Raw genomic sequence first — 14,941 nt, forward strand, 5'->3', positions numbered from 1 at the left:
CGAGACACCCATGCCGGACAACGACAAGCTCCTCGAATACCTCAGGCGTGCCACCGCGGACCTGGGGGACGCCAGGCGGCGCCTGCGCGAGGCGGAGGACGCCCGCCACGAGCCCGTCGCGATCGTCGCCATGAGCTGCCGTTACCCCGGCGGCGCCGACACCCCCGAGCGGCTGTGGGACCTCGTCGACAGCGGCACCGACGCCATCACCGACTGGCCCACCGGCCGCGGCTGGGACACCGAGGCGCTCTACCACCCGGACCCCGACCACCCCGGCACCTCCTCCACGCGCAGCGGAGGGTTCCTGCACGACGCCGCCGACTTCGATCCGGCCTTCTTCGGGATCTCGCCGCGCGAGGCCCTCGCCATGGACCCGCAACAGCGCCTCGTCCTCGAGACCGCCTGGGAGGCCGTCGAGCGGGCGGCCATCGCCCCGGCCGCGCTGCGCTCCACCAGGACCGGCGTGTTCATCGGCGCGATGCGCAACGACTACGGCAGCGCCTCGCGTGACGTCCCCGAACTCCAGGGCCTCCTCGACACCGGCACGGCCGCCAGCGTCGTCTCGGGCCGCGTCGCCTACACCCTCGGCCTCGAAGGCCCCGCGATCAGCGTCGACACCGCCTGCTCGTCGTCCCTGGTCGCCCTGCACCTCGCGGTCCGCTCGCTGCGCGCGGGCGAATGCTCCCTCGCCCTCGCGGGCGGCGTCGCGGTGATGGCCACCCCGGACGCGTTCGTCGCCTTCAGCCGCCAGCGGGCCCTGTCCGCCGACGGGCGCTGCAAGGCGTTCGCGGCCTCCGCCGACGGCACCGGCTGGTCCGAGGGCGCCGGCGTCGTCGTCCTGGAGCGCCTCGCGGACGCCCGACGCAACGGCCACCGTGTGCTCGCCGTCATCCGCGGCTCCGCCGTCAACCAGGACGGCGCGAGCAACGGCCTGACCGCGCCCAACGGGCCCGCCCAGGAACGCGTCATCGCCGACGCCCTCGCCGACGCCCGGCTCGCGCCCGGCGACGTCGACGCCGTCGAGGCGCACGGCACCGGCACCCGCCTCGGCGACCCCATCGAGGCGCAGGCCCTGCTGACCGCGTACGGGCAGCACCGTGACGCCGAACGGCCCCTGTGGATCGGCTCGTTGAAGTCGAACATCGGCCACACCTCGGGCGCGGCCGGCGTCGGCGGCGTCATCAAGATGGTCATGGCCCTGCGCCACGGGCGGCTGCCCCGCACCCTGCACGTCGACGAGCCGACCCCGTTCGTCGACTGGTCGCAGGGCGCCGTCCGCGTCCTGACCGAGTCCCGTCCGTGGCAACGGGAGGAGCGCCCGCGCAGGGCCGCAGTCTCCGCGTTCGGCGTGAGCGGCACCAACGCCCACCTCGTCCTCGAAGAGGACATCGCGCAGGACACCGAGGAGACGGCCGCGACGCCGGAGCCCGCACCCGCCGCGGGCCCACTGCCGTGGGTGCTCTCCGCCCGCGACACGGACGGCCTGCGTGCCCAGGCCGCACGCCTTCTCACGCATGTCGAGCCCGGCCGGGCCGCCCCGGCCGGCGAAGGCACGGCCACCGACGGCGCCGTCGGCCGGGCCCTCGCGACCACGCGGTCCGCCTTCGAGCACCGCGCGGCCGTCGTGGCGGACGACAGGGCCGGGTTCGTCGAGGGGCTGACCGCGCTCGCCGCCGGCGCCCCGTCGCCGCGCCTGGTGCGGGGGACGACCGGGCCCGTCGGGAAGACCGTGTTCGTCTTCCCCGGGCAGGGCTCGCAGTGGCCGGGCATGGCGGTCGGCCTCCTCGACGCGGAGCCGGTGTTCGCGGACCGGATGGCGGCGTGCGAGCGGGCTCTCTCGCCGCACGTGGACTGGTCGCTGGAGGACGTGCTGCGCGGCGCGGACGGCGCGCCGTCCCTGGAGCGCGTCGACGTGGTGCAGCCCGCGCTGTTCGCGGTCATGGTGTCGCTTGCGGAGCTGTGGCGCTCGTACGGGATCGAGCCGGACGCGGTGGTAGGACACTCCCAGGGGGAGATCGCCGCCGCGTGCGTGGCGGGCGCGCTGTCCCTGGACGACGCGGCCAAGGTCGTCGCGCTGCGCAGCCAGGCCCTTGGGGACATCGCGGGGCGCGGTGGCATGGCGTCCGTGCCGCTGTCCGCCACCGACCTCGCCCCGCACATGGAACCGTGGGCCGAGCGGCTGTCCGTCGCCGCGGTCAACGGGCCATCGGCCACGGTCCTCTCGGGGGACCCCGAGGCGATCGAAGACGTCGTCGCCGCCCTCGTCGAGCAGGACGTGCGGGCCCGCGTCATCCCCGTCGACTACGCCTCGCACTCCGCGCACGTCGAGGAGATCCAGGAGCGGCTGCACACCATGCTCGCGGGCATCACGCCGCGGGCCGCCGAGGTGCCGTTCCACTCGACGGTCGACGCCGGGCGGGTGCCCGACACGACGGTCCTCGGCCCCGCGTACTGGTACCGCAACCTGCGGCAGACCGTGGGCTTCGAAGAAGCCGTCCGTGGCCTGCTCGACCAGGGCCACGGCTTCTTCGTCGAGATCAGCGCCCACCCGGTGCTCACCGTGGGCGTGGAGCAGACCGCCGACCGCGCGGGCCTTGAGCGGCCCGCCGCCGTCCTCGGCACGCTCCGCCGCGACGAGGGCGGCCGGGACCGCTTCCTGCTCGCCGTCTGCGAGGCCCACGCCCGCGGCCTGTCCCCGGACTGGTCCCGCGTGTTCGAAGGCCACGACGCGGGCGCCGAACTGCCCACGTACGCCTTCCGGCGGCGCACGTACTGGCTGGAGTCACCCCCCACGCAGGCCGTGGCGGGCGCGCCCCCCGACCCCGTGGAGGACCGCTTCTGGGAGGCCGTCCGCACCGGCGACCTGCCCGAGCTGACCGCCACCCTCGGCGTCGGGCCCGAGGAACCGCTCAGCGCCGTCCTGCCCGCGCTCGCCGCCTGGCGGGAGCGGCGCGCCGAGCTCGCCACCATCGAGTCCTGGCGCTACCGGCCCACTTGGCAGCCGTTGGCCGAGCCCGCCACCGCGCGCCTGTCCGGCACCTGGCTCGTGCTGCCGCCCGCCTCGGCCGCCGACGACGCGTGGACCCTCGCCTGGGTGCGCGCACTGGAGGACGCAGGGGCCACCGCGGTCACCGTCGCCCTCGACGAGCCCGACACCGAACGCGGCCCGCTCGCCGCCCGGCTCGCCGACGCCCTGGCGGGCGCCGTGCCCACGGGCGTCCTTTCGCTTCTCGCCACCGACGAACGACCGCATTCGCGCAGGCCCGCGGTGCCCGTCGGCGCCGCCCTCAACCTCGCCCTGGTGCAGGCACTGGGTGACGCCGGCATCGCCGCGCCCCTGTGGTGGGCCACCCGCGGCGCCGTCGCCGTAGGCCCCGCCGACGCGGCCGTGCGCCCCGCCCAGCACGTGAGCTGGGGTCTTGGCCGGTGCGCGGCACTGGAACACCCGCGCCGCTGGGGCGGGCTCGTCGATCTGCCGCCGGAACCGGACGCGCGGGCCGCGGCCCGGCTGTGCGCGGTGCTCGCCGCGCCCGGCGCCGAGGACCAGCTCGCCGTGCGCGGCGCGGGCGTGCACGGCCGCCGGCTCGTCCGCGCCCCGCTCGGCGACGCCGCGCCGCGCCGCACCTGGACCCCGCGCGGCACGACGCTGATCACCGGCGGCACCGGCGGCCTCGGCGCGTACATCGCCCGCCGGCTCGCCGAGGAGGGCGCCGAGCACCTCGTCCTCGTCAGCCGCCGAGGCCCCGAGGCACCCGGGGCCGACGCACTCGTACGGGACCTCACGGACCTGGGCGCCCGCGCCACGGTCGCCGCCTGCGACATCACCGACCGCGACGCACTCGCCGCGCTCGTCGCGGGCCTGGCGGCGGACGGCTGCGAGATCCGCTCCGTGCTGCACGCCGCCGCAGGGGGCTCACTCGTGGCCCTCGACGAGACGGATCTGGACGAGTTCGCCGACACGCTGCACGCCAAGGCGCTGGGCGCATCGCGCCTGGACGAGCTGTTCGACCGGGACACCCTCGACGCCTTCGTGCTGTTCTCCTCCATCTCCGGCGTGTGGGGCAGCGCGATCCACGGCGCGTACGCCGCAGCCAACGCCCACCTCGACGCGCTCGCCGAGAACCGCAGGGCACGGGGGATCGCCGCCACCTCCGTCGTGTGGGGCATCTGGAGTCCCGAGGACGGCGGCGGCATGGCGGCGAACCTGGCCGAGGAACAACTACGCGCCCAGGGCGTGGTGTTCATGCCGCCCGCCACCTGCGTCACCGCCCTCAAGCAGGTCCTCGACCACGACGAGACCCTCACCCTGGTCGCCGACATCGACTGGGACCGGTTCGCCACGGTCTTCACCACCAGCAGGCCGAGCCCCCTCATCGACGGTGTCCCCGAGGCCCGTGCCGCCCTGGAGCCGGCCACCGCCCCAGGCCACGACGACGCGGCGCCGGCCGCAGGGAACCTCCGCGACCGGCTGCGCGCCCTGACCGAACCCGAGCGCGAACGCGTCCTGACCGAACTCGTGCGCGGCGAGGCCGCGGCCGTGCTCCGCCACGACGACGCCGGCTCCATCGCGCCCGAGCGCGCCTTCCGCGACATCGGCTTCGACTCGCTGACCGCGGTGGAGATGCGCAACCGGCTCACCGCGGCGACCGGTCTGCGCCTGCCCGTCACCGTCGTCTTCGACTACTCCTCGCCCGGCGCCCTCGCCCGCCACCTGCGCACCGAACTCATGGGCGGCCAGGAGGCCCCGGCGCCCACCGCGCCGGTGGCGCGCGCCACCGCGGACGACGACGACCCGATCGTCGTCGTCTCCATGAGCTGCCGCTATCCGGGCGGCGTCACCACCCCCGAGGAGCTGTGGCGGCTCGTCGCCGAAGGCCGCGACGCGGTCGCCGAACTCCCCGCCGACCGGGGCTGGAACCTGGACGCGCTCTTCGACACCGACCCCGACCGCCCCGGCACCAGCCACGCGGCGGCGGGCGGCTTCGTGTACGACGCGGGCCGCTTCGACGCGGACTTCTTCGGGATCTCGCCCCGCGAGGCGCTCGCCATGGACCCCCAGCAGCGCCTCCTCCTTGAGACGTCCTGGGAGTCCCTGGAGCGGGCGGGCATCGACCCGCACACCCTGCGCGGCAGCCGCACCGGCGTCTTCGCGGGCGCCGCCTACCAGGGGTACGGCGGCAGCATGGACGATGTCCCCGAAGAGCTCGAAGGCCTCTTCGTCGCGGGCATCTCCACCAGCGTCCTGTCCGGCCGCGTCGCGTACACCCTCGGCCTCCAGGGCCCGGCCGTGACCATCGACACGGCCTGCTCGTCCTCGCTCGTCGCCGTCCACATGGCCGCGCAGGCGCTGCGCGACGGCGACTGCTCCCTCGCACTCGCGGGCGGCGCCACCGTGATCGGCTCGCCGCTCACCTTCACCGGCTTCAGCCGTCAGCGCGGGCTCGCCTCCGACGGGCGCTGCAAGTCCTTCGCGGCGTCGGCCGACGGCTTCGGCATGGCCGAGGGGGTCGGGCTGCTGCTCCTGGAGCGACTGAGCGACGCCCGGCGCCAGGGCCACCCCGTGCTCGCCGTCCTGCGCGGCTCCGCCGTCAACCAGGACGGCGCGAGCAACGGCCTGACCGCCCCCAGCGGCCTCGCCCAGCAGCGCGTGATCGGCGAAGCCCTCGCCGACGCCGGCCTCACCGCCGCCGACGTCGACGCCGTGGAGGCCCACGGCACCGGTACCACCCTTGGCGACCCCATCGAGGCGCACGCCATCCTCGCCACGTACGGGCAGGACCGTGCGGTCCCCCTCCACCTGGGCTCGCTGAAGTCCAACATCGGGCACAGCCAGGCCGCCGCCGGTGTCGCGGGCATGATGAAGATGATCCTGGCCATGCGCCACGAGGTGCTGCCCGCGACCTTGCACGTGGACGCGCCCTCCCCGAACGTCGACTGGTCGGCCGGAGCGGTCCGGCTGCTCACCGAACCCGCGCCCTGGCCCGCGGACGGCCGCCCCCGGCGCGCCGGTGTCTCCTCCTTCGGGCTCAGCGGCACCAACGCCCACGTCATCCTCGAAGAGCCGCCCGCGTGCCTCCTCGAAGAGCCGCCCGCGCAGGAGGGTCTCGCGGACCCGAAGACGCCGGACGTGGACGTGCCGTGGGTGCTTTCCGCGCGCACCCCCGAGGCGCTCCACGAGCAGGCCGTGCGGCTGCGCGACCACGTCGCCGAGCGGCCAGGCCTGTGCCCCGCCGACGTCGGGCACTCCCTCGCCACCACACGCACCGCCTTCGAGCACCGCGCCGCCGCCGTCGGCCGCGACCGGGAGGGCCTGCTCGCCGCGCTGGACACCCTCATCGACCGACGCACCGGCCCCGGCGCCGTGCGCGGCACCGCCGCCCAGGATCACCGCGCCGTGTTCGTCTTTCCGGGTCAGGGGTCGCAGTGGCCGGGGATGGCGCGTGAGTTGCTGGAGTCTTCGCCGGTGTTCGCGGCTCGGTTGGGTGAGTGTGCGGAGGCTCTTGGTCCGTATGTGGAGTGGTCGTTGTCGGAGGTGGTGCGCTCGGGTGAGGGGCTTGAGCGGGTGGATGTGGTGCAGCCGGTGCTGTTCGCGGTGATGGTGTCGTTGGCGGAGGTGTGGCGGTCGTACGGAGTTGAACCCGCCGCGGTGGTGGGTCACTCCCAGGGGGAGATCGCCGCTGCCTGTGTCGCCGGGGCACTGTCCCTCGATGACGCCGCCCGCGTCGTCGCCCTGCGCAGCAAGGCCCTGGTGGCGCTGACCGGCCGGGGCGGCATGCTGTACATCCCGCTGCCCGTGGAGGACGTCGAGGCCCGGCTCGCGCCCTGGTCGGGCCGGTTGAGCGTCGCCGCCGTCAACGGCCCCACCACGGTGACCGTCTCGGGCGACCCCGCCGCCCTGAGCGAGCTGCACAGCGCCCTTGCCGACGACGGCGTCCTGTGCTGGCCCATCCCCGGCGTCGACTTCGCCGGGCACTCGCCGCAGGTCGACGAGATCCACGACGAACTGCGCACCCTCCTCGCCGGGATCACCCCGCGCCCCTCCCGCGTGCCGTTCTGCTCGACCGTGACCGGCACCGTGCTCGACACCTCCTGCCTCGACGCCGCGTACTGGTACCGCAATCTGCGCGAGCCCGTCGTCTTCCACCGGGCCGTGGACACCCTCATCGCCGACGGGCACCGCCTGTTCGTCGAGATCAGCACCCACCCGGCACTCACCGTATGGATCCAGGAAGCCCTGGAGGCGGCCGGCGGCACCGGTGGTGTCGTGGGCACCCTGCACCGGGGCGAGGGCGGCCGTGCCCGCGTGCTGACCTCGCTCGCCGAACTCCACGTCCTGGGCCATCCGGTGGACTGGGACACGGTCTTCGACGGCACCGGGGCCCGCCGCTGCGAGCTGCCCACGTACGCCTTCCAGCGCCGCCACTACTGGATGGAGCCCTCGCCCCGGGGAGAGGCGAAGAGTGGCGCCGACCCCGTCGACCAGGGCTTCTGGGACGCCGTGGCCGGACAGGACCCGGACGCCCTCGCCGCCCATCTGCGCATCGAGGACGACGACGTACGAGCGGCCATGAGCACCGTGGCGCCCGCCCTCTCCGACTGGCTGCGCGACAGCCGGGGCCGGTCCACGCTGAACTCCTGGCGCCACCGCGTCACCTTCAAGGCCCTCGCCCGTAAGGAGAATCCGGGCCTCGCGGGAACCTGGTGGCTCGCGGTCCCCGAAGCCGCCGCCGAGGCCCCGGCCGTCGCCGCCTGCGCCCAGGCCCTGCGCGAGCACGGCGCACACCCCGTCCTGGTGGAACTCGGCGCCCAAGACGCCGAAGAGAGCGGGCGGCGACCGCTCGCCGGCCGACTGCGCGCCCTCGCCGAGAAATCCCCGGCCGACGGCGTGCTCTCGCTGCTGGCCCTCGACGAGACCCCGTACACCGAGGGGACGACCCTGCCCACGGGCCTGGCCCTCACCACCGCGCTGCTCCGGACGCTCGGTGACGCCGACGTGCGCGCGCCGCTGTGGTGCGCGACCCGGGGCGCCGTCGCCGTGGGCCGCTCCGACCGCCTCGGCGCACCCCTCCAAGCGCTGCTCTGGGGCCTCGGCGGGGTCGCGGCCGTCGAGTACCCCGAGCGCTGGGGCGGCCTCGTCGACCTGCCCGAACGCCTCGACGAGCGGGCCCGCGGCAGGCTCGCCGCCGCCCTCGCACACCCGGAAGGCGAGGACCAGCTCGCGGTGCGCGCCTCCGGGGTCTTCGGACGGCGCCTCGTCCACGCCGAACCGCGACGCGAGCCGGACGGCACCGGCTGGACGCCCGACGGCACCGTCCTCGTCACCGGCGCCACCGGCGGGCTCGGCGCCCGCATCGCCCGCAGGCTCGCCCACAGCGGCACCGCACATCTGCTGCTCACCAGCCGCGGCGGCCAGAACGCTCCGGGCGCCGAAGCGCTCGCCGCCGAACTCACCGAATGCGGCGCGGAGTTCACCATCGCGGCCTGCGACGCCGCCGACCGCGACGGCCTCGCACGGCTCCTCGACGGCATCCCGGCCGACCGCCCGCTGCGCGCCGTGTTCCACGCCGCGGGCGTCCTGGACGACGGGGTCATCGACACCCTCACCCCCGAGCGCGCCGCCGGAGTGCTGCGCCCCAAGACGGACGCCGCACTCCACCTCGATGAGCTCACCCGGGACACGGACCTGACGGCCTTCGTGCTGTTCTCCTCCCTCGCCGGGACCATCGGCGGTACCGGGCAGGGCAGCTACGCCGCCGCCAACGCCTTCCTCGACGCCCTCGCACAGGCCCGCCGCGACCGCGGCCTGCCCGCCACCTCCGTGGCCTGGGGCCTGTGGGGCGGCGACAGTCTGGCCGCGGGCGCCACCAGCGAACGCCTCGTCAGGGACGGCCTGCCCGCCATGGATCCGGAGCTCGCCGTCGACGCCCTGTGGCAGGCCCTGGACGACGACGAGACCCGCCTGATCGTCTCCGACTTCGCCTGGGACCGCTTCGTCCGTGCCTACACCGCGCTGCGGCCGAGCGCGCTGCTCGGCGACCTCCCCGAGGTGCGCCGCGCCCTCGCCGACGACGCCGCCGCACCCGGCGGGGGAGAGGACGGACTCGCCGCCCGGCTCGCCGGACTGTCCGACGCCGAACGCACCGAGGAACTGGCCGCAGTGGTGCGGGCGCGGGCCGCCGACGTCCTCGGCCACGACGACTCCGCCGCGATCGAACCGGAGCGCGCGTTCAAGGACCTCGGCTTCGACTCGCTGACCGCCGTCGAGCTCCGCAACCGCCTGGCCGAGGCCACCGGCCTGCGGCTGCCCGTCACACTCGTCTTCGACCACCCGACCACCACCGCGCTCGTCGACCACCTGAGCGCGGAGCTGCCCGGCGCGTCGGGACCCACCGCCGAGCCCGCTCCCGTGCCCGCCACCGCGACCCGCGCCGTCCTTGACGACGATCCCGTCGCGATCGTCGCGATGAGCTGCCGCTTCCCCGGCGGCGTCACCAGCCCCGAGGAGTTCTGGCAGCTCTTGGCCGAGGGCACCGACGCCGTCTCCGGGTTCCCCACCGACCGCGGCTGGGACCTGGAGGGCCTCTACGACCCCGACCCGGAGAAGGTCGGCCGCACCTACGCCCGCGAGGGCGGATTCCTCTACGACGCCGACCACTTCGACCCCGCCTTCTTCGGCATGTCACCCCGCGAGGCCCTCGCCGTCGACCCGCAGCAACGCCTCCTGCTGGAGACCGCCTGGGAGGCGTTCGAGCGGGCGGGCATCGACCCGCGGACGGTCAAGGGCAGCGACGGCGGCGTCTTCGTCGGGTCCAGCTACCGCGACTACGGCTCACGCGTCACCGAGCCGTCCGAGGAGTTCGAGGGCTACCTCGGCATCGGCAGCGCCGGCAGCGTCGCCTCCGGCCGCATCGCCTACACCTTCGGCCTTGAGGGCCCGGCGGTGACCGTGGACACGGCCTGCTCGTCCTCGCTGGTCGCCGTCCACATGGCGGCGCAGGCGCTGCGCGGCGGCGAGTGCTCCCTGGCACTCGCGGGCGGTGTCACCGTGATGGCGACGCCGGGCGCGTTCGTCGAGTTCAGCCGCCAGCGCGGGCTCGCGGCCGACGGCCGGTGCAAGCCGTTCGCGGCCGCCGCCGACGGCACCGCGTGGGCCGAGGGCGCGGGCATGGTGCTCCTGGAGCGCCTGTCGGACGCCCGCAGGAACGGCCACCCGGTGCTCGCCCTCGTACGCGGCTCCGCCGTCAACCAGGACGGCGCCAGCAACGGCCTCACCGCCCCGAACGGGCCCTCCCAGCAGCGCGTCATCCGCCAGGCCCTGGCCGGCGCGGGCCTGGCGCCCGGAGACGTCGACGCCGTGGAGGCGCACGGCACCGGCACGAAACTCGGCGACCCCATCGAGGCGCAGGCACTGCTCGCCACGTACGGGCAGCAGCGCCCCGCCGAACGGCCGCTGCTCGTCGGGTCGCTGAAGTCCAACATCGGGCACAGCCAGGCCGCCGCGGGCATTGCGGGCATCATCAAGATGGTCCTCGCCATGCGGCACGGCACGCTCCCCGCGACCCTCCACATCGACGAGCCGACACCGTACGTGGACTGGTCCGCGGGCCACCTGCGGGTGCCCACCGAGAACACCGCCTGGCCCGACGGCGACCGCCCGCGGCGCGCCGCCGTGTCGTCCTTCGGCGTCAGCGGCACCAACGCCCACACCATCCTGGAGCACGTCCCCGCCCCCTCGGCGCCCGCCGCGGCGCCACCGTCCGGGCCCCGCCTGCCCTGGCTGCTGTCCGCCCGCGGCGAGGACGCCCTGCGCGCCCAGGCCCGCCGGCTCCTCGGCCACGCCACCGCAGAGCCGGCGCCCGACCCCGACAGCGTCGCAAGGGCCCTGGCCACCGGCCGCAGCGTCTTCGAACACCGGGCCGTCCTCATCGGCGCCGACCGGGACGGGCTTGAGGCCGCCCTGACCGCGCTCGCCGAAGGCACCGCCTCGGCCGACGTCGTCGCGGGCATCGCGGGACGGGGCGGCAGGACCGCCTTCATGTTCCCGGGACAGGGCAGCCAACGCCTCGGCATGGGCGCCGCACTCCTCGCGTACTCCCCGGTGTTCGCCGACGCCTTCGACGCGGTGTGCGCGGAGCTCGACCCGCTCCTGGACCGGCCGCTGCGCGACGTCGTCCACGCCGAGGCGGGCAGCGACGACGCGGCGCTGCTCGACACCACCGCCTACACCCAGCCCGCCCTGTTCGCGATCGGTGTCGCCCTCCACCGGCTCGTCGAGTCGTACGGGGTGCGGCCCGACCTGGTCACAGGGCACTCCGTGGGTCAACTGGCCGCCGCCCACGTCGCCGGAGTGCTCTCGCTCCCCGACGCCGCCACCCTGGTGGCCGCCCGGGGCCGGCTGATGCAGGCCATGCCCGACGGCGGCGCGATGGTCGCGCTCACCGTGCCGGAGGCGGAGCTGCTGCCCCAACTGGAGGGCAGGGAAGACGAGATGGCGGTCGCCGTCGTCAACGGGCCCGCCGCCACCGTCCTGTCCGGTGACGCCGCGGCCGTCGAGGAGATCGCCGCGCACTGGCGGGCGAAGGGTGCCAAGGCCCGGCGGCTCACGGTCAGCCACGCCTTCCACTCCCCGCACATGGACGGCATGCTGGCCGACTTCCTGGCCGTCGCCGAACGGGTCACCTACCACGAGCCGCGGATCCCCGTCGTCTCCGACCTGACCGGCCGCCTCGCCACCGCCGGCGAACTGTGCGACCCGGACCACTGGGTCCGCCACGTCCGCGGCACCGTCCGCTTCCACGACGTCGTACGCACCCTGGAGACCGAGGGAGCCACCGCCCTGGTGGACCTCGGACCCGACGGCGCCCTGGCCGCGCTCGCCCAGGACTGCCTGACCGAGGCCGCCGACGGCGTCTCCCCCGTGCCGCTGCTGCGCAAGGACACGCCGGAGCCCGCCGCGGTCACCGCCGCCCTGGCCCGCCTGCACGTCCACGGGGTGCGCGTCGACTGGGCACCGCTGTTCGCCGACGTGCCGGACCAGCACGTCGAGCTGCCCACGTACGCCTTCCAGCGCTCCCGCTACTGGCTCCCGCCCACCCCGGCGGCGGGCGACATGCCCGCGGCGGGTCTCCTGCCCTCCGCGCACCCGCTGCTCGGCGCGGGCTCCCCGCTCGCCGACACCGGCGGCTTCCTGTTCACCGGCCGGCTGTCCGTGGCCGCCCACCCCTGGCTCGCCGACCACGCCGTCCACGGCGGCGCGCTGTTCCCCGCCACGGCCTTCCTCGAACTCGCCGTCCACGCGGGCGACCGGACCGGCTGCGCGGAGGTCGACGAACTCACTCTGGAGGCGCCCCTGACCCTGCCCGAGCGAGGCGCCGTCACCCTCCAGCTCACCGTCCAGGCACCCGACGCGACCGGCGGGCGGGCCTTCGCCGTGCACGCGCGGCCCGAGCCCGCCGCCCCCGACGAACCCTGGACCCGGCACGCGAGCGGCCGCCTCGGCGACGGCACGCCGACGCGGGCCGACGACCTCACGGCATGGCCGCCCACCGGAGCCGAACCCCTCGACGTCGACGACCTGTACGAGCGCCTCGCCGAAGGCGGCTTCGCCTACGGGCCCGCCTTCCAGGGCCTGCGCGCCGCCTGGCGCCTGGGCACCGACATCTACGCGGAGGCGCGCCTGCCCGAGGAGCAGCAGAGGGAAGCGGGCAGCTACGGCCTGCACCCGGCCCTCCTCGACAGCGTGCTGCACTCGCTGGCCTTCGGCGTACTCGAAGGCAGCGACCAGGGCTGGCTGCCGTTCGCCTGGAGCGGCGTGCGGCTGCACGCGTCGGGCGCGGCGGCCCTGCGGCTGCGCATGACGCCCACGGAGGGCGACGCCGTCGCCCTGACGATCGCCGACCCCACGGGAGCCCCGGTCGCCTCCGCCCGTTCCCTGGTGCTCAGGCCGGTGACGGCCGAGCGGCTCCAGGAGTCCCGCACGGGCGCGTACGAAGACATGTTCCGCCTGGAATGGCCCGTCGCCGCCGCGTCCTCCGCGCGCGGGACCGGGTCCATGGCCGTGCTCGGGGACGACTTCGCCGACCTCACCGCTCTGGGAGCGGCGATCGACGCGGGCGCCGAGGTGCCCGACCTCGCACTGAAGGCCCTGCCGGGCACGGGCACGGACACGGATACGGACAGTGGCGGTACGGCCCGGGCCGTGCACGAACTCACCGGACAGGTCCTGGAGCTGGTCCGGACATGGCTCGCCGACGAACGCTTCGAAGGGGCGAGGCTCGCCCTCGTCACCCGGGGCGGCGTCCCCGTGGACCCCGGCGACGACGTGCCCGACCCGGCGCACGCCGCCGCATGGGGCCTGGTCCGCTCAGCACAGACCGAGAACCCCGACCGGTTCGTGCTCGTCGACACCGACGGCGACCCGGCCTCGTCCGAGGCCCTGCCCGCGGCGCTCGCCACGGGAGAACCCCAACTCGCCCTGCGCGCCGGCCGGCCCCACGCCGCACGCCTGGCCCGCGTCCCCGGCTCCCTGCCCGCGGGAGACGCCCACTGGGACCCCGACGGCACCGTCCTGATCACCGGCGGCACAGGCTCCATCGGCGCCCTGGTCGCCCGCCACCTCGCGGGCGAGCACGGCGTACGGCACCTGCTGCTCACCAGCCGCAGCGGCCCCACCGCCGAAGGCGCGGGCGAACTCCTCGACGACCTGGCCGCCCTGGGCGCCGACGTCGAGATCGTCGCCTGCGACGCCGCCGACCGGGAAGCCCTGGCGAAGGTCCTGGACGGTCTGGAGCATCCGCTGCGCGGCGTCGTGCACGCCGCGGGCGTCATCGACGACGGCGTCATCGCCGACATGACGCCCGAGCGGCTCCACGGCGTGCTGCGCCCGAAAGTCGACGCCGCCGTCAACCTGCATGAACTGACCGCGGGCCAGGACCTCTCCGCGTTCGTCGTGTTCTCCTCCATCGCCGGCGTCTTCGGCGGCATGGGCCAGGCCAACTACGCGGCCGCCAACGCCTTCCTGGACGCCCTCGCCCACCGGCGGCGCGCCCGTGGCCTGCCCGGCACCTCGCTGGCCTGGGGCCTGTGGGCCACCGGCGGTGGCATGACCGGGCACCTCGGCGAGAGCGACCTCGCCCGCATCGCCCGCGGCGGCATCGTCGCCTTCACGCCGTCCGACGGGATCGCCCTCTTCGACACGGCCACCGGCCTGGACGCGCCCGCTCTCATGCCGCTGCGCCTGGACACCGGCGCCCTCGCCGGGCAGGCCGCCGCGGGCGGGGTCCCCGCCTTCCTGCGCGGACTGGTCCGCACCTCCGTACGCCGCGCCGCGGCGGGTGAGGGACCCGGCCCCGACGCCGCGGACGCGCTGCGGCAGCGCCTGGCCGGACTGCCCCCGGCACAGCGCGAACGGGTCCTCGTCGACGTGGTCCGTACCCACGCCGCGCTGGTACTGGGCTTCCCCGACCCGGTGGCCCTGGGCCCCGAACTGCCCCTGCTCGACCTCGGCTTCGACTCACTGACCGCGGTGGAGCTGCGCAACCGGCTGCGGGCCGCCACCGGCCTGAACCTGCCCGCGACGCTGCTCTTCGACCATCCGACGGCCGCCGCGGTCGCCCGCAGGCTCGCCGAGGAGTTCGCCCCAGAGGACGCCACCGGCGGGCCCGCCCCCGCGGTCCTCGCCGAACTCGACCGCCTGGAGAGCGCGGTGCGCGACGCCGCGCACGACGACGGGGCACGCACCGCGCTCACGGCCCGGCTCCAGGACCTCCTGGACACGCTGCGCCCGGGCACCGGCCCCGCACAGGCCGCCGCCGAGGACCGCATCGCCGTCGAGGACCGCATGGGCTCCACCGACGACGAGCTCTTCGACTTCATCGACAGCGAACTCGGCAGGCCATGACATAACCCCTCCCGCTGCCCGCACGCCCCCCGTCCGCCCCGC

Annotated in this window: 1 protein-coding gene; it reads left to right on the forward strand. The window is 75.6% G+C overall.

What is annotated here, in order from left to right:
* Window positions 1-10: 10 nt before the first annotated feature.
* Window positions 11-14,899 carry a type I polyketide synthase gene (locus ACZ6JY_RS30650; RefSeq protein ID WP_469201017.1) on the forward strand — a complete coding sequence of 4,963 codons (14,889 nt, stop codon included), beginning with the start codon at window positions 11-13 and terminating at the stop codon, window positions 14,897-14,899.
* Window positions 14,900-14,941 lie beyond the last annotated feature (42 nt).

The sequence above is a fragment of the Streptomyces sp. NPDC046335 genome, assembly GCF_055587985.1.